General features: G+C 59.0%; 24 protein-coding genes and 2 pseudogenes. 17 read left to right on the top strand and 9 right to left on the bottom strand.

What is annotated here, in order from left to right; translation table 11 throughout:
* Positions 1–66: 66 nt before the first annotated feature.
* Positions 67–513 carry a hypothetical protein gene (locus IVB47_RS19350; RefSeq protein ID WP_247463386.1) on the bottom strand — a complete coding sequence of 149 codons (447 nt, stop codon included), beginning with the start codon at positions 511–513 and terminating at the stop codon, positions 67–69.
* Between the two features lie 2698 nt (positions 514–3211).
* On the opposite strand from IVB47_RS19350, the gene IVB47_RS19345 reads away from it, so the two are divergent.
* The gene (locus IVB47_RS19345; protein WP_247463384.1) at positions 3212–3520 is read left to right on the top strand and encodes a hypothetical protein; all 309 of its coding nucleotides are present in this window, start codon (positions 3212–3214) and stop codon (positions 3518–3520) included.
* 29 nt (positions 3521–3549) lie between these two features.
* Here IVB47_RS19345 and IVB47_RS19340 read toward each other — a convergent pair whose 3' ends face one another.
* Complete coding sequence (locus IVB47_RS19340; protein WP_247463382.1) at positions 3550–3984, bottom strand: DUF2721 domain-containing protein; 435 nt, start codon at positions 3982–3984, stop codon at positions 3550–3552.
* A 274-nt stretch (positions 3985–4258) separates the two neighbouring features.
* Here IVB47_RS19340 and IVB47_RS19335 point away from each other — a divergent pair, with 274 nt between their 5' ends.
* Complete coding sequence (locus tag IVB47_RS19335) at positions 4259–4750, top strand: DUF992 domain-containing protein (RefSeq protein WP_247463380.1); 492 nt, start codon at positions 4259–4261, stop codon at positions 4748–4750.
* Positions 4751–4818: 68 nt separating this feature from the next.
* Complete coding sequence (locus tag IVB47_RS19330) at positions 4819–6099, top strand: TAXI family TRAP transporter solute-binding subunit (RefSeq protein ID WP_247463378.1); 1281 nt, start codon at positions 4819–4821, stop codon at positions 6097–6099.
* Positions 6100–6114: 15 nt separating this feature from the next.
* Here IVB47_RS19330 and IVB47_RS19325 read toward each other — a convergent pair whose 3' ends face one another.
* From IVB47_RS19325 to IVB47_RS19310, 4 genes are all read right to left on the bottom strand, one after another.
* On the bottom strand, positions 6115–7188 hold the full coding sequence (locus IVB47_RS19325; RefSeq protein WP_247463376.1) for a transporter: 1074 nt from the start codon (positions 7186–7188) through the stop codon (positions 6115–6117).
* 123 nt (positions 7189–7311) lie between these two features.
* Positions 7312–7797, bottom strand: coding sequence for a helix-turn-helix transcriptional regulator (locus IVB47_RS19320; RefSeq protein ID WP_247463374.1), 486 nt, complete (start codon positions 7795–7797; stop codon positions 7312–7314).
* 151 nt (positions 7798–7948) lie between these two features.
* The gene (locus tag IVB47_RS19315) at positions 7949–8596 is read right to left on the bottom strand and encodes a response regulator (RefSeq protein ID WP_247288351.1); all 648 of its coding nucleotides are present in this window, start codon (positions 8594–8596) and stop codon (positions 7949–7951) included.
* Between the two features lie 228 nt (positions 8597–8824).
* Complete coding sequence (locus tag IVB47_RS19310; protein ID WP_247463372.1) at positions 8825–9934, bottom strand: biotin/lipoyl-binding protein; 1110 nt, start codon at positions 9932–9934, stop codon at positions 8825–8827.
* A gap of 229 nt (positions 9935–10163) precedes the next feature.
* On the opposite strand from IVB47_RS19310, the gene IVB47_RS19305 reads away from it, so the two are divergent.
* The 8 genes from IVB47_RS19305 (at position 10164) to IVB47_RS19270 (ending at position 18902) form a co-directional block, all read left to right on the top strand.
* On the top strand, positions 10164–10832 hold the full coding sequence (locus IVB47_RS19305) for a hypothetical protein (RefSeq protein WP_247464036.1): 669 nt from the start codon (positions 10164–10166) through the stop codon (positions 10830–10832).
* Between the two features lie 114 nt (positions 10833–10946).
* A complete protein-coding gene (locus tag IVB47_RS19300; protein ID WP_247463370.1) occupies positions 10947–12377 on the top strand; it encodes a DUF1254 domain-containing protein in 1431 nt (476 codons plus the stop codon).
* 156 nt (positions 12378–12533) lie between these two features.
* Positions 12534–13976, top strand: coding sequence for a DUF1254 domain-containing protein (locus IVB47_RS19295; RefSeq protein WP_247464034.1), 1443 nt, complete (start codon positions 12534–12536; stop codon positions 13974–13976).
* A 158-nt stretch (positions 13977–14134) separates the two neighbouring features.
* A complete protein-coding gene (locus IVB47_RS19290) occupies positions 14135–14503 on the top strand; it encodes an HdeA/HdeB family chaperone (protein WP_247463368.1) in 369 nt (122 codons plus the stop codon).
* Between the two features lie 178 nt (positions 14504–14681).
* On the top strand, positions 14682–15035 hold the full coding sequence (locus tag IVB47_RS19285) for a response regulator (protein ID WP_247463366.1): 354 nt from the start codon (positions 14682–14684) through the stop codon (positions 15033–15035).
* A 109-nt stretch (positions 15036–15144) separates the two neighbouring features.
* Positions 15145–16968 carry an ATP-binding protein gene (locus IVB47_RS19280; protein WP_247463363.1) on the top strand — a complete coding sequence of 608 codons (1824 nt, stop codon included), beginning with the start codon at positions 15145–15147 and terminating at the stop codon, positions 16966–16968.
* Positions 16969–17635: 667 nt separating this feature from the next.
* Positions 17636–17794: a hypothetical protein gene (locus tag IVB47_RS19275; protein WP_247463361.1), complete on the top strand. Its 159-nt coding sequence runs from the start codon at positions 17636–17638 to the stop codon at positions 17792–17794.
* Between the two features lie 205 nt (positions 17795–17999).
* Entirely contained in the window at positions 18000–18902 is a 903-nt protein-coding gene (locus IVB47_RS19270) for a GNAT family N-acetyltransferase (RefSeq protein WP_247463359.1), read from the top strand.
* A 71-nt stretch (positions 18903–18973) separates the two neighbouring features.
* Here the strand turns inward: IVB47_RS19270 and IVB47_RS19265 are convergent, their stop codons facing one another.
* Both IVB47_RS19265 and IVB47_RS19260 read right to left on the bottom strand, forming a co-directional pair.
* On the bottom strand, positions 18974–19111 hold the full coding sequence (locus IVB47_RS19265; protein ID WP_247463358.1) for a hypothetical protein: 138 nt from the start codon (positions 19109–19111) through the stop codon (positions 18974–18976).
* A gap of 420 nt (positions 19112–19531) precedes the next feature.
* A pseudogene (locus IVB47_RS19260) lies at positions 19532–19778 on the bottom strand (hypothetical protein).
* Positions 19779–20043: 265 nt separating this feature from the next.
* Here IVB47_RS19260 and IVB47_RS19255 point away from each other — a divergent pair.
* The 3 genes and pseudogenes from IVB47_RS19255 (at position 20044) to IVB47_RS19245 (ending at position 22299) form a co-directional block, all read left to right on the top strand.
* On the top strand, positions 20044–20223 hold the full coding sequence (locus IVB47_RS19255) for a hypothetical protein (RefSeq protein WP_247463356.1): 180 nt from the start codon (positions 20044–20046) through the stop codon (positions 20221–20223).
* A gap of 842 nt (positions 20224–21065) precedes the next feature.
* Positions 21066–21503 (top strand): annotated as a pseudogene (locus tag IVB47_RS19250) (Ku protein); the annotation flags it as partial.
* Between the two features lie 361 nt (positions 21504–21864).
* Positions 21865–22299 carry a nuclear transport factor 2 family protein gene (locus tag IVB47_RS19245; protein ID WP_247463354.1) on the top strand — a complete coding sequence of 145 codons (435 nt, stop codon included), beginning with the start codon at positions 21865–21867 and terminating at the stop codon, positions 22297–22299.
* An 18-nt stretch (positions 22300–22317) separates the two neighbouring features.
* On the opposite strand, the gene IVB47_RS19240 is transcribed toward IVB47_RS19245, so the two are convergent.
* Positions 22318–22548, bottom strand: coding sequence for a hypothetical protein (locus IVB47_RS19240; RefSeq protein WP_247463352.1), 231 nt, complete (start codon positions 22546–22548; stop codon positions 22318–22320).
* A 395-nt stretch (positions 22549–22943) separates the two neighbouring features.
* Between IVB47_RS19240 and IVB47_RS19235 the strand changes: the two genes are divergently transcribed.
* The 3 genes from IVB47_RS19235 to IVB47_RS35555 form a co-directional block, all read left to right on the top strand.
* On the top strand, positions 22944–23345 hold the full coding sequence (locus IVB47_RS19235) for a response regulator (protein WP_247288249.1): 402 nt from the start codon (positions 22944–22946) through the stop codon (positions 23343–23345).
* 90 nt (positions 23346–23435) lie between these two features.
* Positions 23436–24224, top strand: a complete 789-nt coding sequence (locus IVB47_RS19230) for an alpha/beta hydrolase (RefSeq protein WP_247463349.1) — start codon at positions 23436–23438, stop codon at positions 24222–24224.
* Positions 24225–25100, top strand: an 876-nt coding sequence (locus IVB47_RS35555; protein ID WP_247463347.1) for a PAS domain-containing sensor histidine kinase, incomplete at its 3' end; no start/stop codon positions are given.

The following is a 25100-nucleotide window of genomic DNA, read 5'->3' as shown; positions in this document are numbered from 1 at the left end:
GGTTTCGCTTCGCTCTACCCATCCTACGAGTTTGCGATCATGCATGCTTGGCCACCGAACAATTCCTTAGCTGCGCCATGACTTGACGAGGCGGGTGGCGCCTTTGGCCCCTGCAACTCCACCCAGAGCAAAGCAAACGAGGATTCCAAGGAGCACAACGAGCGTCCAATCGCTGTGAATGCCTCCCTGTACGCCACCTAGAAACGAGGTCCCGATCAGCATAGCCGCGAATCCGAGAACGGCTCCGCCAAGCGTGAAGCCCACCAATCGCACGAGCAGGGCGATCAATGACGTTCGTTTCATGTCGCTCATTTTTTGCGATGCCCCATTTGTGCCCGGCTCCGGGATGATTCGCATTTGGCCAAGCATCCCTTTCCATCCACAGTTCGGACATAGAACCGCGGCTCTTTCGTCGTCGTGAGGATTTGCGCCTTCTTGATAGTCAAAGCCAAGGCTTTGACATTCTGGGCAACAACCCACCCCAATTCGCTTGACGATCTTTTCCCACGCCATTTCGACTATTCCAGATTGTCGAATTTTTGTTGCTCGCAGTGCGCTGAGAAATTCCCGTCCCAGGATTGCGTCTTGGATCCACCGATAATGGCGAAAGGAGTACACGCAGCCAAGGGCGACCCGTCGGGCAAAATACCCGGCTCCCGCAAAACCCCGTCAACCCTCCCCCACAAGAATATTCCACTTTACCGAAATTCGGAATCGCGGTATCAAATTCCCCATCCCGGTCCCCGGAGAGGGGCGATCGTCCGTCGTAACGAACGTGGATCGGGGTGCGGTGGACGCGGCAGCGTCGGGCACGCGAAGGCGGGACCAGGGCGAGATGAACCTCGTGAGGCCCTGTTGCGTGCGGACGAACGGCGCCTGTGTCCGGCGAAGCCTTTGGGCGAAGCCGGATCGCTGCGTACGGCAAAATCGTGTGGTCCTGGCCGTCGTTGCTACGGTCAAGCCTTGCGGAGATGGATCGAGATTCAACCGGGTCTTGGTCCATCGTCAATTCGCAAGGCGACGGTGACAAAAAGGAACTCGTCGCCGGGGAGAGCGCGGCATAAGCCGTCAACCCACTGCGCAGGGAAGGCCGAGTGTTCGGCGTCACCTGTATGCTGCTGTGCGGTCTTTTTGCGCTACATTTTCGCGCAGCGGACCGCGGGTGCCGGCCGGCACCCGGTCTTCCCTGCGCCCTCTCCACGGAGGAGGGGTAAGGAGAAGCAAAACTCGGGCGCTTTGAGCCGCGAGAATGCTGATCTGTGCGTGATTTGACCCAGGGAATGGTGCTGCCAGACAGGATTGAACTATTGCAGCAATCCTATTCGTGATTGATTTTATTGCGTTTTTCGATCCGGCGATTTGTTTTTGTGTGGCACCCTTGCGTGGCACCTGAGAACGACAGGGTACCACATGCTATCAACGACGCCAGAGCCATCAGAGGCTCTCCTCGATCTGGATGCGCCACGAGTAGCGGCCCATGCTAACGGTGCTTGCTGCGGAATGTCAGTTGACGTGAACGAACGTGCTGGCCCTGTACGGACCTAAGTTTGTCGCAGACCTCGCCATGGCGTCCCGTTGCAAGTGCCACAAGATGCCGTTGAGGACCCGAGGATCGCTCACCCCCGGCGGGTCTGGTCTAAGCAGCCCAACGTGGAAAGGCAGCCGCGCTCCACTCCGCTTTTATTTCTCTTGCGGTTGAACTTGCCGTGCGCTTACAGGCCGCGATGTCGGCCATCAGGATATAAGCCGTCCGCCGATCAAGCAGGTGCGGAAGTCAGCCTTTGACATGGAGCGGATCTCGGCCGCCGCTTTAGCGCCGGTCACCTTCCGCGTCCTAAGTTGCTTTCACCACCAAGCACTCTTCCCCAGACGGAACCCGGCGCTCGCACTCAACTATCTCGTGCTGCGCGAGTGGCCACTCATCACCTTCGGCGGGAAGATCTAAAACATGATATAGATTCGCTGCGACAGGCTCGGCAGCGACGGGACGCCACGAGATAGATCGTCGGCATACTCCGGCTCATCTTAGGCCATTTCGGTTGGCGACCCTTTTCATATCACGCCAAACCCGCGACGTCGCCTATCGCCCCATCACGTCGCTTCGGGCGGTGCAGCGGCGGGTCTGGAATCCGGAGTAGAGGAGAAGTCATCGCCTCCGGCGCAAGCCCCTGCCTTTGCGCCATAGCAGAACCGCGCTCTTGCCCTACGGTCGCACATCTTCATCGCTCGAACGGTCCTTCCAGGGGAAGCTCCTCAGCATACAAGAGAAGGATCGAAGTGACGGATATATTAAACGCCATCCCCGCCCGCCTATGCGCTAACAGCGACGAACATAGGCGCGAAGGCCTCATTGGACACGCTGATGGAGCGAACGTGGGCGCGTCTCCGTCCCACTCGGAGGGTGTACACAATCGTGTCCCCTGAGGGGCCGTGCTTCTCTAGTGGTTCGGCCCTGGTAGACCACTCGGCCTTGGCCAATCAGATCGCAGATTGTTCGGGTTATTTGGATCGAACAAGTCCTGTCTTGAAATAATCTCGCTCTTAGACGGAATGATTGCCGGCGATCTTTTCCGAACATCATTCGCCGGCCTAGGCGTGGTTTCGGCGCTCTGCGCAACAACAATGGTTGGGCACACCAAAGCAAAAAGTACAAGAAGGAGCGTCCGTCTCATCATTTGTTGCTGTCCTTCTACAGAATCTCGCGATCGGATAGCAGCTTTCGTAGCTTCTAAGTTGCTCAATCTACATGTCCAGGTAGATCCCGTCACCGACGCGCATTGCCGAATTCTTCGGGGCGCATGCATTCCACGCACTTAACCGGACATGTGATGAGCAAGCGGCCGTAGGAGTACACTCTTCAGCAGCTCGTTTCTTTCCTTGTCATCGCTCTCAGAATGTTTCGGGGCACTCGCGCAAAGTAGGCGTTCAAAGTCGGTAGTGAGAGCTCGGAACAGAGATGATTGCCTGCCTGAGGTCATGTCGGCGCGTTGGCAGTGATACTGCGCCATCCAGAGCTTACCAAACCTTGCTGCGCCCACTATGCAGAATCCGCCACGTTAGCGATTGAAGCGACTGGCCCGGCTTCGGATGGACTATTTCCTGGAAGACTTGTCCTATCGCCGGATTTTGCATAGACGAAACTATGCTCGATAGAGATTGTAGCGAGGCAGTCTCATTGTGGGCCACGGAGCCAAACACCAGGAGGAAAGAGATGCCCATCTCGATTTCGATGATTGTCCTGAGCTCGCAGCTGGTCATGCCGGTCGCTGACGGTGTGCCGAAATTCGATGTCGCGCGGAGCTGCAAGCTTGATATCGCTGCCGCCGCCGGAATGTCTGTCGGCCAGCCGCTAAAGAACTGCATCAGTGACGAACAGAAGGCTAAGCAACAGCTCGTCAGCGGGTGGTCAAAATTCCCTGCGGCGAGCCGGGCCAGCTGTGTGCCGCAAGAGAGCATCGGTGGGACGCCGAGTTACGTCAGCTTGCTGACCTGCCTCCAAATGGGGCAGTGGCAGCGGTAGCGGTAGCGGTAGCGGTAGCGGTAGCAAGCTCAGCCGTAGTGATCATACTCGCTTAGCGCAATCCGGACTTCACGAGCGAAGTCGACCAGCGCGACTGTAAACGCGGCGAGCGAAACAACAAAGAAGAGGGCGACGCCGCGTTCGTGCTGCTGCTGAAAGAACGCCGTTACAAAAGCGACGATCACGAGAAGCGTCACTGAGATACTTGCGATCACGGCCCAGAAGATCGCCCGATTCATCATCGCCGCGCGCTGCATCAGACGTGGCAGATCGGCCTTGAGCCGGGATCGGATTGTGTCGTCATCGGGAATCCCGTTGAGGATCACCGTCCGGTCAACGATCCGGTTCAGGCGGGAGATCAGGATAGCGATGAAGGCGCCCAGTGCGCCCAGCAGGAAGGCGGGGGCTGCTGACTGCGATATGACCTGAGACAGCTGGGTTACGGAAGGCGTATCTGTCAACATTGGCGGACACCCCGTTCATGGACAGGCCCGAGCGAATAGGCCCCCGACTTACTCCCGTCACGTAACGCACCATCCACGGGTCGACTATGCAAAATCGGCGCGGTCTGCATCGAGCCTTGGATTGGTGGGTAAATTATCAGCGGCGCACGTCGATGATGGTCGGATATCGCATAGGCGGATGACTAGGCCGCCTCGTATAGCTACTCGCGGACATCGGCCCGAGCGGGGTCATCTGTAAAGCCAGCGCTGTGAGCCTCCCAGGGAGTGATCCATCATGCTCAGCTACCATTTCCTCCGCGTAATGAGCCTTGCCGCCACGATACTTCTTGCTCCCGCGTTTGCGTCGGCCCAGCAGCCGCCACCGGGCGTCCAGGCGGGGATGTTGACCTGTAACCTTGCTCCGAGCATTGGACTAATTATTGCGGAAAGCCAGCGGATGAGTTGCAGGTATGTGCCCAACGGGGGATATCCGCCTCAGGACTACAATGGCGTGATGAATACGGTCGGGCTCGAACTCGGAATCAGCGCAGGTGGAGTGATGGCATGGGGCGTGTTTGCTCCTAGCCAAGGGGCACCGATCGGGGCGTTGGCTGGTGAGTATGTGGGGGCCAGTGGCGACATTACCGTCGGGGTAGGTGTCGGAGCCAACGTCCTCTTTGGCGGCTCTAATCGAACGATTGCTTTGCAACCGTTGTCAGTGGAGGGGCAGGCGGGTTTGAACGTGTCGCTGGGGATCTCCGGGTTCACGCTGGCTTTGGCGCCTTGAACTCGATGGCGAGTCCAGCGATCAACCTGTGGCCGCGATGGCTCAGGGTATCGATTGTCGGAGCGGCGATGGCCGCGGCGATCGGCGGTGGATGGTTCGCGTATCGCTATTTCGCCAAGCCTGTTGTGCTTACGGTGGCCGCCGGGTCGGCGGATGGCGAGGCGCTGGCGCTGATCTCGGCGATCTCCGCGCGCCTGACGGCATCGAATTCGCATGTTCGGTTGAAGGTCAGCGATGCCGCTACATCGGCAAAGGCTGCCGAAATGCTGGCTGCGCAGAAGGTCGACCTCGCCGTTGTCCGCGGCGACACAAGTGGTTTGGCTGACGCAAGAAGCGTGTTGCTCCTGACGCACGGCGTGGTCGTGATGATGGCCCCATCGGCCGCCAGCGCCGACAGTCTGGGCGATCTCCGCAACACGGCTATCGGCGTGATCGGCGGAGCGGTCAACCGCGCCGTAGTCGAGGCGCTGAAGCAGGTCTACCAATTCGACGGCGCCAGGGTCAGTTTTCAAGATGTTAACCTCAACGACGCCGCAGGTGCGCTCGCGTCGGGAAAAGTTCACGCCTTGCTGACGGTTATTCCGCTGACGGAAGCATACCTCGCGAAGGCGAGGCAATTGTTTCAGCAGGAGCGCGCCAAAGGATCGGCCGCAAAGCTGATCGAGATCGAAGCGGCCGGCGCGGTCGCCAACGTTGCGCAGTACTACGAGAGCTATGACATCCCGAAGGGCACCTTACGGGGCGCACCTCCGATCCCTTCCGATGACCTGACGTCGTTGCGAGTTTCCTACTTTCTCGTCGCCAACAAGTCAGTCAATGCCGATGCGATCACCGATCTGACGCAGTCGCTGGTCGATGCGAAACGGGACCTACTGTCGCAATTTCCAATATTGGGCCAAGCCGCAGCACCGAGCACGGATGCGGACGCGCTGATTCCGATCCATCCGGGCGCCGCAACCTATTACAACGGCAGCCAGCAGAGTTTTCTCGATAAGTATGATGACAAGCTCTATTACGCTTCGCTGCTGCTGGGCACGCTGATCTCCATCCTCGTGGCGGCCTGGCGCTTCGCCCGATCCGGCACCGGGTCCGAGAGCATGCTGGAGCCCCTCTACGAGCTTGGCAACGAGATCAGGAATGCGAAAAGCGACGCCGAACTCGAGGATATCGAAAAACGGATCGACGATATCCTGAAGAAGGAGCTTACGAAGAACGCCGGCGCAAACGCCGACAGCGCCGAGATGGCTGCGCTGGGACTTGCGGCCCACAGGCTACACTATTTGATGGGCCACCGTCGGATGCTGGTCCGTTCGACGGCGGTCTCCCCGACAGGGGCCACCCAACAATAATATCCGTCTATCGCGTCACTTCACGATCCGGTGCTTCGTCGCCGTCACGGTGCTGGTCGGCGCCATCGGCGAGAGCGAGAACGTCAGCCAAGTGTTCCATCCTGATGGCCGGTTCTCCGCCGCGAACTCACCATAGGCTTTCAGGTTCAGGTATCCTTGCAACTCGCCGACGGGAAACAGGAACCCGGCTTGGGGGCCGATACCAAGTACGCGCGATCGGAAACCTCCGAGGATCGGATGCTGGCCGAAATCGTCGGTGATCTGCTGGTACCCATATCCGACAAGCCCGACGAAAAACTGCTTAGAGAGAAATTGCGACATTCCCCAATCGACATGGAAGTCGACACCGTTCTGGTAGTTAGTGGCGTCGTTTTTCAAATTGTAGGTAAAGCCCGCGACCGCCGAAAACTCCTGGCCCGCCGCCGGGTTAAAATAGGTATAGCCGCCGCCGGCATCGATGGCGGCATGGCCGATGCCGAGATTGGCAAGGCGGGTTGAGCTGTAGGCACCGACGGGGATGTCACCCGTCAGATAGGTCATGTAATTGTGCACGCCGGCATTCCACTTCAGCGTTGCCTGCGGATACAGGTCGCCCACCGACGTGATTGAATCCTCGATGAAGCCGGTTCGGGTCACCGCGAGCGGGCCGACGGCTGCCGTCAGCGTGCCGTCGACACTGGCGCTCGAGCGCCCGAACAGGCCGGTGACGCCTATCGCCAGCTGTCCGCCGAGCACCGGCGTTCCGAAGGTATAGGTCGGATTGAGCAGAATGAGGTCGCCCTGCGCATTCAGATTTGCGTTCAGGCTGACAGCGACGTTGGCTGGGATCCTGCCGATCTGAATTTGCCTGGCCGCAGCCACCGCCCCAGAAGCCTCGACAGTGGTGTGATAGTAGACCGCAGCCATCGACCAGCCCGGTACGGCGGGAGCGGCTGCGAGGCTGCCAAACCGGCCAGGCAGCCAGTACGAAACGCCGCCTTCGTCGGCGCGGGACACGCTCGGAAGGGCAGCCAGCAGTGCTATCACTATGGCTGCGCTGGTATTCCACGGACGCAAGCTTGGGGTTTGCTGAGATTGTTCGCGCGTCATCTATTTGCCCCTCAAAGTCAACCTCGGGTCAGCGTAGCGAGAAAACCACATGGCGCGGCTATGCAGATTCGACGCGGTGCAGAGTTTCGTCGTCGTTGTTGCCGGAATGCCACTTCGGATACGCTAGTTGAATGCGGGGTGTGCCACTACTACGGACCGATATCGTCGCGGTGATGGTGAGTCTTTCGGCGCTTGAGGCGACTTACTGGCTTCGGCTTGCGACGTCCGCTGCAGAGTCTCCGAAGGGCTTTCTCCAAAAATGCGGCGATATTCAACCGAGAACCGGCCCAATTCTGCAAAACCATAGCGGGTCGCAACCTGTGTAACAGTCGTGAGATTGCTGTCAGAGGACAATAGTGCGCGCCTTGCCTGCAACAGCCTCTGCATGCGCAGATGACGACAAGGGGGCACACCGTAGACATTGTGGAATGCCTTGCGCAGCGTGCGCTCGCTGACGGCGAGGGCGCCGCAGAGAGCCGAAATGGCCAGCGGTGAATCCAGCTCTGCAAGAGCGATCGCCTCGGCTTCGACCACGAGATCGTGCCAGGTTCTGATCGTCCATCCGCTGGAAACGTCTGTAGGAGGTGATGGCAAATAGCGAATTGTCATCTAATGCCCCGGATTCTGTGATCGCGGTGAAAGCGCCGGACCTCAGGGGCAACTCAGCATCATGAGCGACAGTGCGCTACTGTACCCGAGGGCAAAACCTTTAGTTGATCGGCCTTCAGCGAGGCGCGGCCGGGGCCCTCGCGGCGACGAGCTATGAGGCGCTCTCGACGTCGGGCAAGGGCCGGGGCGCCAGGATTCCTGTTCGCTCCGCCACCGAGACTGCCTCCGCAAAAGAACCGACTTCAAGTTTCTGCATGATCATTTGTCGATGGTACTTGATGGTTCGCTCGGAAGTACCCAGAGAATGCGCAATTTGCTTGTTCATCTTGCCGCGCACCATCAACGCAAAAACTTCGTTCTCGCGGGGAGTTAGTTTCGCGACTAGCGTTTTTAGTGCATCGAGCCGGCCAAGATTCTGCTGAGCTTCGTGAAGGCGTAACAGCGCGCGCTCGATCGCTGCCAACAGCGTCTGCCTGGGAATGGGCTTGGACAGAAAGTCTTCTGCACCCGCCTTGATCGCGCGAACGCTCATAGGAATATCGCCGTGAGCGGTCATGAAGATGATGGGCCACTGATGCGATAGCTTGGCGAGCTCCTGCTGAAGCTCCAGACCGCCGATCGTAGGCATTTGCACGTCGAGCAGAAGGCAGCCAGGTTTGGCGTCGTGGATGCTCTGCAAAAAGGCAGCCGCCGATTCAAAGTCGACCACGGCATAGCCCGAAGCCTTCAGTACCCGGCATATCGCCGGGCGAAACGATGCGTCGTCGTCCACGATGTAAACTACGGGCGCGCCGGTCATTCCATTTTCTCGCCCTCGTCGCGGCCCGCCGGCCGAGGCCCGAACAATCTCCGGATGTGATCCGCTGCATGCACCGAAGCCTCGGCTGGTCCGCAGTAGCGAAATACCGGAGATGCGAGAGTTAGCGGTTGCGTCCCCAGCGGTCAACGCGGAGCGGGCATGTATGCAATATGCAAGCCTGATCGCCTGGCCTGATATGACTTTGTGCCAGTCGGGTCCGGAGGCTCGTTACAGGTATGCCGTATATGAGCTGACCCAGACCAGAATGGAGGCGAGCATCCCAATAACCCCCGCATTCGGAGCAAACGCAGTTGCGTTTCCGGACATGCCCAGCCTGAGCGAGTCGCCGCTGATTTCATCCGGAATGGAGATCACCGCCGGAAAGCCCGACGCGCCGCCAATCGCATTAGTCCGCGCCAACGTCCCGGATGCGGCAATCTGTCCTTGGCCTATTCCTTTCGGAATTTCAGTGATTTTGGCGTGAAAAATGCGGCCTGGATCATTGTCGAAGACGATATTGACGGGAGCGCCGGCCTTTATGGTCTGAAATCCGTTCTGCGCAAACATCCCGACAATTGTAATTTCATTCTCCACGATGAACGACATGGCTGACCGCAACTGGAAGGCGCGATCGCCCACGGTCAGGGCCAACGCCGTCGCGAAGCCATCGGCAGGTGCGCGGATCGTTGTTTGCGCCAACTCCCAAGTAGCACTTTCCAATTGCGCCTGCAGTTGGGCAACCGTCGTGTTGACACCCCCAATCTCCGAGTCCAGAGCCAATTTGGCACTTTCCTGGGTTGCCTTGGCGACCTTGAGTTGTGCCCCTACCGTCTCGAACTGCACCTGAGTGTCCTGCTCTTTGAACTCGGTGTTGGATCCGCTGGCATACAGTTTCTGGATGTCTTGAAGGCGCTTCGCATTGTACTTGTATTGGGCCTCGAGCCCGGCAACGTTCGCGGTCGCCTGATCGTAATTTGTTTTCAATATTTGTGTTTGCTGTTTGGCTGCGGCTAACGACGCTTGCAGTTGCGCCACTTTATATTGGAATGGCGCCGGATCGAGTTGAAACAGAACATCACCTGACTTCACGGCCATGTTCGGCTTCACCGGAATTGCGATCACCTGGCCGGTGACGTTAGGCGTCACTTCGATCACCCGGCCCGCGACGGTGACCTTCCCTGATGGCGTTAAATGATTGAACAGCGCAAGAAATGTCGCCAGTATGAATGCGCCGATCAGGATCGAAATAGTCCCCGATAGCCAGCCCCAGCGGACCAGCTTGAGCTTGGAAAATATCACCCACATCGCGAGCACATAAAGACACAAGATAATAACCACGGGCGGCCCCTCTCGTTTTGGTGGCGTCAACTGCTCATTTGCCGGGTGTGCGCCGGGACGCGCTATGCAAAATCGGCTCGTACCGGTCGCTGTTCATTTTTGGATGATTTCAGCAAATTCTTTACGCTGCCGGTTTTTGCATAGCCGATCGCGCGAAGCCTCCTCATACTTGTGAACGAGCGTGATCATCCGAAACGTGGTCATCCCATTCACAACAGAAGAGGCAGACATGAAGCGCACAAGGCTGGCACAAATTGCGGGAATGTTGGTGATTTCGGCATTGATTGGTCCCGTTGCGGCCTTCGGACAGACGGCTCCGGCCCCTTTGAAGACAATCGGTGCGGCTTCAGGGCAAGCCAAGTCCGAGCTCGTGCCGTCGCTGTTCGTGCTCAATTCGCGCGGTGCTACCCTGCAGGGCGACGCCCTGACCATGACGGGAGTAACGCCGAACTCCATCATCTTCGCGGACCGGCCGGTGCGCGCCGCGGGTCACCAGCCAACCGCCGACGTAATCGCGGAGTGGGGATCCGGCGACGACAGCTTTGCCAAGAACCCGCCGAACGCGACCGTGTCGGTACTCGGCAAGGACGGCTCGGTGAAGGACGCCGTTGTAGTGCTGAAAAATCCGAAGCTTGAGGGCGACAAGCTCACCTTCAACGTCCAGGTCCTTGAGGGCGATCTGACCGGGGCCGAGGGTGCGGCCGCGCTCTTCATCGATATCATAGGCCGGCCGTTCACGCCGATGTCGTTTGCGGGCGTTGCCCGCCGCACGGCGTTCAGGGGCGCGATGTATGCCGGCGCTGCCGGGGCGGCTGCTTATGGAGCGGCTGCGTACTACCATCCATACGCGTATCCCCGTCCGGCGTGCGGCTACTATCCCTATCCGCCCTGTTATTGAGACCTGCGAAAGGCGGGGAGGCACCGCTTCCCCGTTTGCACGGCGTCTCGATCGGGGAATCGTCAGCGCTTTTTTGAACTGAACCAAACGAATCCGATTGAACGGGAATTTTCAATGAACATCACTCGACGAAATCTCACCTTGGGCGGCATCAGCCTACTGGCCGGAGCTTCCGCAAGCACCATCAGCCGTGCCGAACTGGGTTCGTTCCTCGGAATCGAGGAGGGCGTCGAGGATTTCCTGCTCGCCACCGATGCCTACATCTTTGGCTATCCGCTGGTGACCATGGAGATGACGCGGCGCGTCATCACCAACGTCGCGTCTCCGGTTGGAACGCGCGGGCCGATGGGCCAGATCATCAAGCTGCGGCAATATCCCGATGCATCGTTTCGCGACGTTACCGCGCCGAATGCCGACACGCTCTATACGACATCTTTCTTCGATGTCGGCAAGGAGCCGTGGGTGCTCAGCATTCCCGACATGAAGGGTCGTTATTTCTTGCTGCCGATGCTGGATGGCTGGACCAGTGTCTTCCAGGTCCCAGGCAAGCGCACCACTGGGACTGGCGCGCAGACTTACGCAATCACCGGCCCTGGCTGGAAGGGCTCGCTGCCCTCGGGAGTTAAGGAATACAAGTCGCCCACCGCCATCGTTTGGCTGCTTGGGCGCATCTACTGCACCGGCACGCCGCAAGATTACGCCGAGGTGCACAAGCTGCAGGATGAGTTCAAGCTGGTGCCGTTGAGCGCATACGGCAAGCCCTACACACCACCTCCGGGGACCGTCGATCCATCGATTGACATGAAGACGGCGGTGCGCGAGCAGGTCAACCGCATGGATGCGGTGGCGTACTTCACGCTGTTTTGCAAGTTGATGAAGGACAATCCGGCGTCGGCGGCTGATGCGCCGCAGCTGGCGAAATTCGCCAAAATTGGTATCGTTCCCGGCCAGGATTTCGACACCAGTAAGCTCAAGGCGGATTTCGTCAAGCGGGTACCCGAAGTCGCCTTCGACCGGATCATGCTGCAGTTCAAAATCAACAAGGCCATTACGGACGAGAACGGCTGGGCGTTCACGACCAAGACTGGCATCTACGGAACCGATTACCTGATGCGCGCGCTCGTCACCGCGATCGGGCTTGGCGCCAATCGGCCAGAAGACGCGGTCTATCCGACCTCGCAGAAGGATGCCGAGGGCCGCAAATACAACGGCACCAACAGATACGTGATGCGTTTCGCCAAGGGCCAGCTGCCCCCGGCGGAGGGATTTTGGTCGCTCACGATGTATGACTCCGGCTATTTCTTCGTCAACAACCCGCTCAACCGTTATTCGGTCAGCGCGCGCGAGAAACTTAAGTCGAACCCGGACGGTTCGGTTGATCTCTACATCCAGAAGGACACGCCCGGCAAAGATAAGGAATCCAACTGGCTGCCATCGCCTCCCGGCGATTTCATCCTGATGCTGCGTCTGTATTGGCCCCGCGAGAACAGCCCGTCGATCATCAATGGTTCCTGGAAGATCCCGCCCGCGAAGAAGGTATCCTGATCAGTCGTGCAAAGGTTTGATGAGCTGGCTGAGCAGATTGCGACGCCAGCGCTCGTCCAGCGAGTGAATAGAAATGCTCAGGCTACTCGCGCCCAACGTTTGCCTGCTACCAAAACTTGCTTGACCGCAAGCTTCGAACCGGAAGGAATTGTTATGATGTTTACGAAACGCGATCTGCTTCGCTCAGCTGCGATGACTGCGCTCGTCGCCACAACGGCGAAGTCCACCTCGGCAATTGCGCAGAACAAAGCCGATTGGCCCAGGCTGTTAGAGGCCAAGGACATCGCGGAGGAAGGCTTCATCTACGGCCTGCCGCTCGTGATGATTTATGCGGTTATGCAAGAGTTCGCCGTCGACAAGAACTCGGGGCAGTTCAAAGCACCGTTCAATGAACTCCACAACATGCACCACGTCGCCACTCCCGACGATACGGCAGTCATTACGCCGAACAGCGACACGCCTTACTCGATGCTCTGGCTGGATTTGCGCGCTGAACCGATGGTTATCTCGGTGCCAATGATCGAAGGGGACCGCTACTACTCGGTCCAGCTCGTCGACTGCAACACCTACAATTATGGCTACATCGGCACTCGGGCCACGGGGACGGAGCCGGGCGACTATCTGGTGGTCGCCCCCGACTGGAAGGGTGAAACGCCCACCGGGGTCAAGAAGGTCTTCCGATCAACGACGCCGTTCTCCCTTGCGCTTATTCGCACTCAACTCTTCAACGCCGACGACATGCCTAACGTCGAAAAAATCCAGACCGGCTACAGGGCGCAGCCGCTGTCCGCCTTCCGTAAACAACCCGTCCCGCCAGCCGCGCCGAAGATCGATTTCCTCCCCGCGACCACGGCTGGGATCAAGGATAACTTTTTCCAGTATCTCGACGCTGCCCTGCAATACGTCCCTGAGACGCCAAGGGACAAGGCGATACGCGCGAAACTTGCGAAGATTGGCGTCGGGCCCGGCAAGACCTTTGCGTTCAAGGATCTTTCGCTCGAACACAAAGCCGAAATCCTGATAGCCATGAAGCAGGGTGACGACAAGGTCGACAAATGGTTGGCTGGCGGGAACAAAAACATCAACGGCTGGAACGTCGGCGCGTTCTTTGGTGATGAGGCCTTCTACAACGGCGATTGGATGATGCGGGCCGGGTCTGCAAAGGGCGGTCTCTTGGGCAACGATGCCGTAGAAGCGATGTACCCCTATACCCGAACGGACGCATCCGGTGAGCCGCTCGACGGCAGCAAGCACAAGTACTTAATCACCTTCCCACCGGGCCAAATGCCGCCAGTGAATGCGTTCTGGTCCGTTACGATGTATGACGGTAAGAGCCAGCTCCTGGTCAAGAACCCAATCAATCGCTACCTCATCAACTCTCCGATGTTGTCGGCGATGAAAAAGGACGCAGACGGCTCACTGACGTTGTACCTTCAAAAAGACAGCCCCGGCGCGGACAAGGAAGCAAATTGGCTTCCGGCACCGGCTGACAAAATCTATCTCGTAATGCGCCTATATTGGCCGAAGCCTACGCCACCCTCGATCTTGCCGCCCGGCCAAGGCACGTGGCAGCCGCCTGGAATCAAGCGGGTTTCATAGCAGGCGCAGGTTTCAGGCGTCTGTCCCTCGCGGGGGCGTTGATCGCCGGTCCTCGTACTGTCCGCTGTTCCGCCGAACAGCGGACCAGGTTCAAACACGATCGACGACACCGCGGGCTCAATTTCAGCAACCGGGCAACGGGCTCAGCAGGAGAATGAATGGAGCGCAAGATGTACAGGGCCCTGATTTTCGCATCGCTAATATCTGCAACGGCAATCCCGGTGGCCCGCGCCCAGGTCGATCTCAGCACCTATGCCGACGCCAACGGCTTCCTCAATGTCCAGAAGCTGACATGCGCTCAGCTGGCCGGGACCTGGCAAGGCGATGCCGACCGCCTGACAGCCTGGTACAGCGGCTGGTACAATGGACTTGCTCGAAAGCACTATATGGATATCGTCAAATCAAAAGAGGCTGAGCACGAGATCATCGTTTATTGCAAGGCGAACCCTGGTGAATTGATCATTGAGGCGGTCGCCGTGGTGTTCAAGGACATGCGGGCGAGGCTAGGGATCGAAATGAAGCCCTAGCGGTTTCATAATGACCTTGGCAGCCCTGCGCCGGGCGCGGATTGTGCGTAGCGTCCTAAGGAGGGCCGATGCAGATAACTTGCAAAAGCGGCGCTGGAATAGTCCGGATCGCGATCCGTAGCCGGGAATTGCGTTTCTACGGCGTGGATGTCTACCACCAGTCGATGATCGTTTCGCCATGCGCACCATAGCTGTCGTCGACGACAATCCGAGTATGCTGCAAGGCCTGACCCGGCTTTTATCAGCCCATGGCTTCCGTGTCCGGACGTTTGCATCGGCGGAGCTGTTTTTGGACGCCCACGCCGAGTGCGAGGTGGATTGCTTGCTGCTGGACATCCATCTTGGCGGAATCTCCGGCATAGATCTACAACGGCAATTGATCGCATCAGGCAGGGATTTGCCCGTCATTATGATGACGGCGATCGACAGTGAGGTCACTCGGCAGGCGGCATTCGACGCGGGCTGCATTGCGTATCTGAAGAAGCCGTTCCTATCAAAACTACTGATCGAAGCGGTCGGCAGGATTGCCTGAGGACGAAAATCGACTCCTTTAACGATTGCAGGCAAAGGTAGTGTGAAAAATCGAGTAAGATTGGTTTTCGGAGCCAATTGTAACTCACTTTTACCGGCCGCTTTATCGCATGAAAACTCGTACATTGTTCAGCTCGATCGTTCTGCTCCTGGCCATGACCGGTGCGGCTTTCTCTCAGCCAAAGCGGGTGCTCATCGTCCATTCAATCGGACGCGAATTCTCGCCGTGGGACGACTACGCTCGAAACATTCGGGAGGAGTTGCGGCTTCAGTCGAAGGATCCGATCGATATCTTCGAGGTCTCGCTGTCGACGGCTCGCTTCCCGGACGGGGATGAAGATGCCTTTGTCAGCTATCTGAATGCGATATTTTCCGAGCGCAGACTCGACCTGATCATGACGATCGGCGGCCCTGCGGCACGATTCTTTCAGCAAAACCGTCAGCGAATTTTTCCTACGATCCCCACCTTGTACGCGGCTCTGGCGCAGCAGATGTCTTCCAACGCACCGACGACCGATGCAATGGTTTCGGTATCTGTCGATATATCAAGCACTCTCGACCAGATACTGAATTTGGTTCCGGAGACGACCAAAGTCTTCATCGTAATGGGAAGTTCTCCGATCGAGAAGCTGTGGCTGCAGGAGATGCGGAAGCTTTTTGAGTCGCTGACAGCCAGGTTAGAGATCACCTATTCCAATGAACTATCGCTGGAAGAGATCCTCGAGCAGGTAGCCACGCTGCCACCGCGGAGCTTTATCGTCTACGGGCAGATGCTGGTGGACGCAGCCGGCGTCGTGCACGAGGGCAAGCGAGCCATAGATCGTATCCGCGCGGTCGCAAATGCACCTGTCTTTTCGGAACAGGACGCGTTCTTCGGACGAGGAATCGTGGGCGGTCGGATGACGAACATATCCGACGTCAGCCGCCAGACCGCCGCCGTTGCCGTGCGCATTCTGGGGGGAGAGGTGCCGGGCAGCATCAAGACGCCTCCGATTCCAGCTGCATCGCCCAGATACGACTGGAGGGAGCTGCAGCGTTGGAACATCAGCGAAAGCCAATTGCCGCCGGGCAGCGAAGTTCTTTTTCGGGTGCCCAGCCTCTGGGAGCAGTATCGGCCGCAACTCACGGCTGTTATGGCCGCCATCTTGCTGCAGGGCGGTATCATTGCGTTGCTGCTCGTCGAGCGACGGCGACGTCTTGTTGCTCAAGCGGAGGCGACAAGTCGCCGACAGGAGGTCGTTCGTCTGAACCGGGTCACGACCGCAAGCGTTCTGTCGTCCTCGATCGCACATGAGCTGTATCAGCCGCTCGGAGCTATCTTGAGCAACACGGAAGCCGCGCAGATGTTGCTCAAAGTTCATCCAATCGATATGGCTCAGCTCGGCGAAATCCTTTCCGACATCGTCAGGGATGAGCAACGCGCCAGCGAGATCATTAGCGGCCTTCGAAACTTGCTCAACAACAGAACAGAAGCCGATCTTCGGACGATCGATTTGAATGACACTGTGCGCGACGTCGCCAAAATCGTATCTCCTGAAGTGACAAGGCGGGGGGTGATTTTACGTACCATTCTTGCGCCTGAGCCTCTGTGGGTGCGGTGCGACTCGATTCATCTTCAGCAAGTCATCATCAACCTCGTGATGAATGGCGTGGATGCCATGGAAGAGGTGCCCAACCCGCACAATCTGACGATCCGGACAAAGCTGGCTGGTACCGATCGGATCGAGGTCCGCATATCCGACACCGGGCCCGGCATTCCCGACCCGAAACTTGTAAGCATTTTTAATGCGTTTGTAACAACGAAACCGCACGGCACGGGATTGGGACTCCCGATCGCACGAACGATACTAGAAAGCTACCGGGGCGAGCTGTGGGCGGAGAACCTCACTACAGGCGCGGTGTTCTCCTTTAGGCTTCCAACGGCCAGCACCTAGCCTGAAGTAATAAACAGCATTCGTTGATGAAGTTCAGTATCGCAAGCACGCAGACATCTGCCTTATTCTCCAGTATGTTGGCCGCCTGCTGCCCTGAATTCCGCGTGTTCGCCGGCGGGATGATCGCGTGGTGATTGCCATAGGAATGGTCTGTTCCCTCCAGCCTTGAACTGCAGGGGAGTACTCCGTAAAGAGGGCGTTTCCTGAGGCGAACACATCGCCCCGATGAGTGCGTCCAGTCCGGGTAAGCGCAAGTGCGTAGTACAAGGCACACCCGAACGTAATCGCCGATCGCGCCCCAGCCGGGATTTGCTCACATGCGAATACTGACAGCCTCTGCTTTCGTCGCCTACCTGTTCACCTCGCCGGCCTCCGCAGCGACGTGCTCAAAAGCCATCTCGCACTGCAAACAAGACGGGTCCAGTCATTCGGACGCGGATTCGAAGTGTGCCGCTGCGGGTCAGGCTTGCATGAAGACCGGAATTTTCATCGGCCCCTACACAGGCAAAGCCTGGCGCGGCCTCGTCAGGCAATAGAACAGGAGGCGGGCGGTGCCCGTTTTCGCCATGTCGAGAAGCCGTTTCGTTAATCCCGCGAAGTCATTCTGAAACGAACGCCTGCTGTTGTGGTCGGCGTCGGCTCCCGGCTTTTCTCAATGGAAAGTGACATGAATGCGGCGATTACACGGTTGCTGCCCCGCGCGTCCGCCAAATCGATCGCTGACATCGACGCAGCGCTCTCGGTGGCGATGTTTAGTGGTTTGGGCCTGCTGCTGTCCCTCTCCGTTCTGATCGTCGACAAATACACTCCAGGTGAATGGTTCTGAGCTGAGCGCCTCGACTTTTAGCGTCTGGCCGCGTCTGGATTGACTGCCGGCGAGGCGCTTAATGCGGCGTCCGTCCATTGGCCTGCGGTAGCGACGTCGGCGTGGCGGGCCCCTCGGGTGAGGTTTCCAACGTAGCGCCGTAAAAAGTGATGCTTCTACGCAGGGTTAAGACACCTGCGAGTCCGTGCGATCGTGGAGCCGTTCGATGACAGTGGTTTGCCGGCCCGCGCGCGCGGAGGACCTGGAGCTTGCCGATGCGCTTGTCGTCGCCAGCATCAACGATCTCACGCTCCGTCATGGCTTTGGGGCCATGGCCGCAGCGAGTCCCCCGAACTTTCAGTTGTTCTCTCTGACGGACGATCCCGACGGTCTCTGGGTCGCGGAAGATGAGGGCCGGATCCTCGGGTTCGCGTGGAGCTGGATCTGCGGACACATTTGGTTTCTGGCGCAACTCTTCGTAACGCCTGACCGCCAGGGTGGGAGCGTCGGCAACGAGCTGATCGAACGGACCCTGGATCACGCCAAGAAATCCGGCGCTTCCATTCGGGTTCTAATCACCTTTGCCTTCAACGCCGTCTCGCAGGGGCTCTACATCCGACATGGACTGTTTCCGCGGTTTTCGATCTACACCGTCAGCGTGCCCCGAGAGCGTTTGATCGACAGCCTGAACGGCCTGAAATTCAAATGCGCTCCGCTCGACGAAACCGCTTCCACCATGGCTCGCCTTATGCATGCGGACGAGCGGGTGCTTGGTGTATCCCGTGAAAAGCACCATCGCTATCTCATCAACGACAGCCGGACGCGGGGCTTCAGCCTCTACGACGGAGATGATTGGGCCGGCTACGTTTACGTCGACGACCGCGGCCATATCGGTCCGCTCGCGGTCCTGCGGTCCGGCGCCGTAACCACAGCCTTCAGGACGGCGCTAGGCCTGGCTGTCGAGAGTGGAGCACCGCAAGTATCGGCATTTCTGCCGGGCGCCAGCGAAGCCGTCCTGGCGACGGCGCTGGAGCAAGGCATGCGGATTAAATTGCCGATGCTGCTGATGGCATCTCGCGATTTCGGCAGTTGGGCCCAGTATTTGCCCCGGAATCCAGGCTTTATGTGAAGCGACAGATCCGGCCGTGTAGTTGCACACCTCTCATGCGTGAGGGCAGTGCCCCTGGCCGGCCTATCTCCTCAGGAGGCGGAAGGACGGCCGCTCACCACCGAATGTCCGGTCGCGACTAGCTCAGGCTGCTGCACCAGCAACGCAGCGACCCCGACCAGCAGCAGCATCGAGGCGATTATGATGGCAATCCACTTTCTGTCGTCCATGGAGACACCAATACCCGCTGCGCCACGTCGTTCCGAGCAGGGCCGCGGCGCGCGCTGCAAAAGGATCACGATGATCTCAGACCCTCGACCTTGATCTCCCTGGCCCCTCGTATGCGAGAGCACCTCTACAAATGTGCGGCCATCATCGATCTCCTCCGGAAGCAGGGGGAGCCTAGGCGCAAAGGCTTCGGCGACTGTGAACCAGCTCTCACGTCCGCTGGCTATCGACGGGGCCGGTAGCTTGCCGGCTCGCAGCCTTCCGGAGCACGCTCCGCTCCCGGCAGAGCATCGACCTTGGCCCGCATAAGAGCAGTTCGGCCGAGGCGGTCGCGAGGCCGGCCCGCTGCAGCATGTGGATTCGCGCTCGGCGCGGATCTGCCCACGCATGCCGGGCGATCTCGTGGCGGACCCAGTGGAGTTTCATAAGGTACTGAGGTCGTCCGGAACGTCGCCGAACGTCGGGCTCAGCTTGTCGTCGTGAATCGCCGCTCGACGGATCCCGCGGTCCGCGAGAACGCGATGGCGCCGGCATGGCCAATCTTGCGGGAGAGCGCCTCCGCCCGCATGACCGCCGCGTTGGCGCTCAGGCATTCTGCCGGCTCGCCGGCGGCCACGCCGCGTCGGAGAAAACGAACGGTAGAGCGACATAGTAGGTCACACCAGACATCTGGCTAGTCCTTGCGTTTGCACTGCCCGGGAAGCCGTCACCGGGCGTAGCCGGTTGATACCTTCGAGCAGAGCTCGTGCAGACGGGACCTCCAAAAGCTCGTTCGCCACCAGCAGGCCGTCACACGTTCCCAGTGAGTTCTCGGAAGCCAAGGGGTGCTGGCCTGTTTCCACCGTCGTAGCCTACCTTGAAAATTCACAGCGGCCTGACTTGACTTTAGCGGCCGAGCGCTGAGTATAATCGTTCCAATCGGGGAACAATGACGATGGACTACCGCGCTTATATCATGAGCGAGGACGGGCATATCAGCGGGGTTCGTGAGTTCGACTGCGCTGATGACGAAGAGGCCAAGGCCAAGGCAGCCCAGATGCTCGACGGGCACGACTTGGAAGTGTGGCAGCGTGAACGGCGTATCGCCGTTTTGAAGCGGCACACTAGGCAGTGAAACTGCATGATGCTGCTCCTCTTTTGGGGCGCCGTAACTTAGTTATTTAGACTTGTGTTCACTGTGGCACACTGCGGGTCCTCAACGATGAGTGGCCTATCGTGGACGACCGAGATTTCAAAGACGAAGTCTTTCCCAGCTATGATCCCAAGCCAACCAAGGCTTGCAGGCAGTGCGGCCGGAACAATACCGCCGCGTTGAAGATGCTCAATCCCCGTACAGGCGAGATCGTTCGCATCTTCAAGTGCCCGTGCGGCGAGCAAACCTGGACCGAGGGCAAAGAGTAAGGCCGCCTCAGTGGGCGGCCGCTTTTATCTTGATACAGCGTGGGCGGCGGGCAGGACCCTTCGTTTAAGGACTATGAGGAAACGATTGCTCGGCCCGAAGCATGAATCGAGGTCGGCTTTCCACCGCGGGATTGTCAGCAAGCCCAGCGCTTACGACACGCCGTTTTTCATGCTCATGAAGGCAACGATGGCTGCGCTTTCCGGGCTCATTCCCGTCGCGCTCGACGCCAGCAGCGCCATCACCGCTTTCTACCTTGGCGCGAGCGCTCCGGTCTTTCTAGATAAGCCAAGTCAGGCCTCCAATCAACAACAACCGAGTCTGATCGCCTGGCCTACTTTGAAATCCCGAGTGGCCGATTCCGGCCAGTACCAAGAAGTCCCACTCTCTCTGGGGGGACGGACTTCGGATGAATCTCGGGACCGCCGGCCGGCTTGTCGGAACCGGCCACCCCCTCCCGTCTTGAGTCCAAGTCCCCGTACCTGGAGCGTTGCGTAAGCATGGCCCCGCGAGCGAACTGGAAAGGCTTTCTGCGTCTGCCGCAGCGACATCGATCGCGCTATCCGATCCGTCCCTACTACATCCGCCCGGATGGCAAGGTCGTTCATGACGCCTTCGCCTTGATCCGGGAGACCATCCGCGAGATGGACAAGGTCGCAATCAGGCGGGTGGTGGTGACCAACCGCGAGCACATCATCGCGCTCGAGCCGCTGGACAAGGGCTTCGTCGGCACGCTGCTGCGGTATCCCTACAAAGTGCGCAGCGAGCAGGAATACTTTGAAGAGTTCCAGGATGTAAAAATCATCAAGGACATGCTCGACCTCGCCAGGTACATCGTGAACCATGAGGCCGGGCGGTTCGAGCCGGAGAAGTTCGAGGACCACTACGAGAGCTGATCGCGCTCATCAACCAGAAGCGTGGTGGCAAGACGATTCGCCAAAGAGCGGCCGAAGGGCGAGAACGTCGTCGATCTGATGGACGCGCTGCGCAAGAGTCGTCGGTTGCGAGCCGGCTCTCGCATCCAAGCTCGTGTCCGGCTGATTGCAGTAGGGCTGCCTGAATAGGTGGCCGCCAGCCAGAAAGCAGGAGCAATGGGACAATAGTTCGTGAGCATTAGATTGACTGCGCTGGCTTCCTTCACTGACGCTTCGATCTTGAGCCACTGCAGGGGCTTTGGCCTCGTTTTGGGGCGCACAATCGCAGCTTCAATCGCCTGTTGGACTCGGAAAATTCAAAGCGGAAGTGCATGCGCCGTAGACCGCGATCCCATCAGGTGCGCAAAGTGGACGCTGACTGCAACCTGCCAGCGCCACGGCAAGTCAGCCTGACCTGCAACTACCAACAACGGAGCCATTGATGGTGAGAACCACATTCGGGGTCGCGTTCCTGCTCTTTATCTCGATCTCGCTGGCACTCGGGCAAGAGAAGCTATCGGCCGAGAGTGCGAGCGCCAATCTTCAGAAGAATTTCGCATCCGCGTACAATCGGGGCGACCTCGATGCAATGGCGGCAGCATTCGACGAGAACGCAATCAGAGTTACTCCTGGCGGAATCTTCCAAGGCCGCGATGCCATACGACGAAGCTTTCAAGAAGCCCTAAAGATAGGACTGCACGACTACTCAGTCAGGCGTGTCATATCTCGCAGCCAAGCTTCGTTCATACTCAACGTCGGAGAGTGGCAGGCCAAAGTGGGCGATCAGCCCTTCCGTGGCTATTACAGCGCAATACTGGCGGGCGAGGGCCACGAAACGAGGATCATTGAAGAGATGGTCAGCATCGCGGCTCCATAAGGCCGCGTTGCAGGTGGCTCATTCTTTTCCTTTTGGTACCATTCGACCTTCATGCACCTCATGCGTTACGGCCCGGCTGTTCTCTGAAGCAAGCAAACGCTTCACCAGTCGCTCACCGCACCAGAGTTCGACAGAATTGCCGTGCAGCATCTGCCTCGCCCAGACGACGGCGTCCTCGTCGTTGGCGCAGACGAAGGTGCGGGAGTTCTCGTGACCATTAGCATCAACGATGCAGGCTCGATATTGCATTGCCAGTCTCTCTACTCGGCGTTCAGTTCGACCGAACTGTAAGCACTGGCTCGCAAAAATCGAACTATTTTCGTTCGCGTAGACCTCGCCGCGCGTGTTGGAATGAGCACGGTTGCTGAATTGGGATCGGCGCGTGGTCTTGCACACGTGATGCCGATGTGCAGGCAGGTCATCGCATCCCCCTGCACACGCTGCGACGGCACCCGAAGCACCTACTAATGGTGGATTGACTATCGCCGGCAGAATCAGGATAGCGTCCGCCAGTATTTCTCGCTTGCGGTTCCACGACCAGCAGCGCCCCATCTGGGCAAGTGAACGGTTTGCCTCTGGTTACGTTGTGGCTGGCAGCCCCTGCGTCGTGTCTGGGGTGCTCTGAAAATGAGAGATGCGCGAGGATGCACCTGAGCAACTCCCAAGACATCGGAGCGAGATCGATCATCCTTTTGGTCGAGGATGAAGATCTTCTTCGTGAAATGCTCGAGGAGACATTGCTGGAGGCCGGTTTCGGCGTCCTCAGCGCCGCATCCGGCGAGGAGGCTGCCGACCTGCTCAGCGGGAGTTCTCTGCCCCGAGCCCTAATCACCGATATCAATCTGGGCCGCGCCAGAATGGACGGGTGGGCGCTGGCCCGTCGCGTACGGGAGCACGATCCAAGCTGCGCAATCGTCTACGTCTCCGGCGATAGCGCCCATCGCTGGGTATCGAACGGTGTGCCGCGTAGCGTGATCCTGCCCAAGCCCTTCGCGCCGGCGCAGTTGGTCGAGGCTCTGTCCGAACTCCTCATCCGAACGTCATAGCTGCCCGGCGCGCGAAGGGGATGCGCAGCGATTCAGTTCACCCTAGGTTCGCCGAACCGCAAGAACTGTCTCACGCTCAAGGGGTACCAAGTGTCGGTCGAGTTCCGTAACAACGTGCAAGTCCGTGGCCGCGGCGAGCGTGCGATGATGTTCGCTCATGGGTTCGGGTGCGATCAGAACATGTGGCGGTTCGTGGCGCCGGCCTTCGAGGCCGATTTCAGCACGGTGCTGTTCGACCACGTCGGAGCTGGCCGTTCGGACCTCACCGCTTACGACCGTCAAAAATATTCGACGCTGTCCGGCTATGCCGAGGACGTCGTCGAGATCGGGCGCTCGCTGCGCCTGAAGGACGCCGTATTCGTGGGGCATTCCGTGAGCGCGATGATCGGAGTTCTTGCCGCGATCAAGGATCCGACACTGTTCGAGAGCCTGGTGCTGGTCGGGCCTTCGGCGCGCTACATCGACGATAGCGACTACGTCGGCGGGTTCAGCGCTCAGCAGATCGAAGAGCTTCTTTCGTTTCTGGAGGAGAACCACATGGGATGGTCAGCGCAGATGGCGCCTGCCATCATGGGCAACTCCGACCGTCCCGAACTCGGCGAGGAACTGACCAACAGCTTCTGCCGTACCGACCCAGCCATCGCCAAGGAATTTGCCCGGGTCACCTTTCTCTCAGACAACCGGGCCGATTTGGCCAAGGTCAAAGCGCGCACGCTGATTCTCCAGTGCAGCGAAGACATCATCGCCGGGCAACAAGTGGGTGCGTACGTCCACCGCAACATCCCGAACAGCACAATGGTCGTGCTGAAGGCGACCGGCCATTGTCCCAACCTCAGCGCGCCCGACGAAGTCGTCGCCGCAATTCGAGATTTCGTCTGAGTGAATAACAATCATCCCGCCGACAGCGACTTCGAAGATCTCTACGAAAACGCGCCTTGCGGGTACCTCTCCGTTCGTCCGGACGGTCGCATCGATCGGGCCAATCGAACGCTGGCGGGCTGGATGGGCTACCAGCCGGACGACCTTCCTGGGATGCGACTGAGCGACCTGCTCAACATGGCAGGACGCATATTCCTGGAGACCCATGTGGCGCCGCTGCTGCGTATGCAAGGTTTCTTCGACGAGTTCGCCCTCGATCTCCTGACCAAAACCGGAACGCGACTGCCGGCGATTGCCAACGCACGTGAGCGGCGGACCGATGCTGATGCGCTCCTGTTCACGCGCCTGACGATCATGCGAGCCACAGACCGGCGCCGCTATGAGCGGGAGCTGATCGACGCTCGCAAGGAAAGCGACCAGCTCAAGACGGCTCTAGAGGAGCGTCTGCAGCAGGAGCGCGCGAACGCGGAGTTGCGTGAGCAGTTCATCGCCGTGCTCGGCCACGACCTGCGCAACCCCCTCGCATCCATTGCGGCCGGTGCACGGCTGATGCTCAAGGCCAAGACGCCGGAAGACGCGCTACGGCTCGAGTCCATGATGCAGAGCAGCGTCGGGCGGATGGCCAAGATGATCGAGAGCGTCATGGATTTGGCACGAGGCCGCCTTGGCGGTGGCATCTCGCTGTCCAAGTCAATCACGGCGATTGAACCCGTGCTAGACCAGGTCGTCGCCGAATTGACGGCGGCTCATCCGGAGCGCCGCATCGAAGCCAGCTTCGAGGTCGAGACACCGGTCTTCTGCGATCCGGCCCGTATCGCCCAGTTGTTCTCGAACCTGCTCGGGAACGCAATCAGCCACGGCGCGCCGGATCAGCCC

The sequence above is a fragment of the Bradyrhizobium sp. 62 genome (assembly GCF_023073035.1).
Taxonomy (GTDB): Bacteria; Pseudomonadota; Alphaproteobacteria; order Rhizobiales; family Xanthobacteraceae; genus Bradyrhizobium.
The sequence above is the reverse complement of the archived record's forward strand: the minus strand, read 5'-3'. Positions and strand labels throughout refer to the sequence as shown.

Bases quoted from the DNA above. Each gene is read 5' to 3' on its own strand.
- IVB47_RS19340 (WP_247463382.1), bottom strand. From the start codon at position 3,984: ATGTTGACAGATACGCCTTCCGTAACCCAGCTGTCTCAGGTCATATCG.
- IVB47_RS19325 (WP_247463376.1), bottom strand. From the start codon at position 7,188: ATGACGCGCGAACAATCTCAGCAAACCCCAAGCTTGCGTCCGTGGAAT.
- IVB47_RS19330 (WP_247463378.1), top strand. From the start codon at position 4,819: ATGGCCGCGGCGATCGGCGGTGGATGGTTCGCGTATCGCTATTTCGCC.
- IVB47_RS19270 (WP_247463359.1), top strand. From the start codon at position 18,000: ATGACAGTGGTTTGCCGGCCCGCGCGCGCGGAGGACCTGGAGCTTGCC.
- IVB47_RS19275 (WP_247463361.1), top strand. From the start codon at position 17,636: ATGAATGCGGCGATTACACGGTTGCTGCCCCGCGCGTCCGCCAAATCG.
- IVB47_RS19315 (WP_247288351.1), bottom strand. From the start codon at position 8,596: ATGACCGGCGCGCCCGTAGTTTACATCGTGGACGACGACGCATCGTTT.
- IVB47_RS19255 (WP_247463356.1), top strand. From the start codon at position 20,044: ATGGACTACCGCGCTTATATCATGAGCGAGGACGGGCATATCAGCGGG.
- IVB47_RS19280 (WP_247463363.1), top strand. From the start codon at position 15,145: ATGAAAACTCGTACATTGTTCAGCTCGATCGTTCTGCTCCTGGCCATG.
- IVB47_RS19240 (WP_247463352.1), bottom strand. From the start codon at position 22,548: ATGCAATATCGAGCCTGCATCGTTGATGCTAATGGTCACGAGAACTCC.
- IVB47_RS19305 (WP_247464036.1), top strand. From the start codon at position 10,164: ATGAAGCGCACAAGGCTGGCACAAATTGCGGGAATGTTGGTGATTTCG.
- IVB47_RS19335 (WP_247463380.1), top strand. From the start codon at position 4,259: ATGCTCAGCTACCATTTCCTCCGCGTAATGAGCCTTGCCGCCACGATA.
- IVB47_RS19290 (WP_247463368.1), top strand. From the start codon at position 14,135: ATGGAGCGCAAGATGTACAGGGCCCTGATTTTCGCATCGCTAATATCT.
- IVB47_RS19345 (WP_247463384.1), top strand. From the start codon at position 3,212: ATGCCCATCTCGATTTCGATGATTGTCCTGAGCTCGCAGCTGGTCATG.
- IVB47_RS19300 (WP_247463370.1), top strand. From the start codon at position 10,947: ATGAACATCACTCGACGAAATCTCACCTTGGGCGGCATCAGCCTACTG.
- IVB47_RS19295 (WP_247464034.1), top strand. From the start codon at position 12,534: ATGTTTACGAAACGCGATCTGCTTCGCTCAGCTGCGATGACTGCGCTC.
- IVB47_RS19320 (WP_247463374.1), bottom strand. From the start codon at position 7,797: ATGACAATTCGCTATTTGCCATCACCTCCTACAGACGTTTCCAGCGGA.
- IVB47_RS19350 (WP_247463386.1), bottom strand. From the start codon at position 513: ATGGCGTGGGAAAAGATCGTCAAGCGAATTGGGGTGGGTTGTTGCCCA.
- IVB47_RS19245 (WP_247463354.1), top strand. From the start codon at position 21,865: ATGGTGAGAACCACATTCGGGGTCGCGTTCCTGCTCTTTATCTCGATC.
- IVB47_RS19235 (WP_247288249.1), top strand. From the start codon at position 22,944: ATGCACCTGAGCAACTCCCAAGACATCGGAGCGAGATCGATCATCCTT.
- IVB47_RS19285 (WP_247463366.1), top strand. From the start codon at position 14,682: ATGCGCACCATAGCTGTCGTCGACGACAATCCGAGTATGCTGCAAGGC.
- IVB47_RS19265 (WP_247463358.1), bottom strand. From the start codon at position 19,111: ATGGACGACAGAAAGTGGATTGCCATCATAATCGCCTCGATGCTGCTG.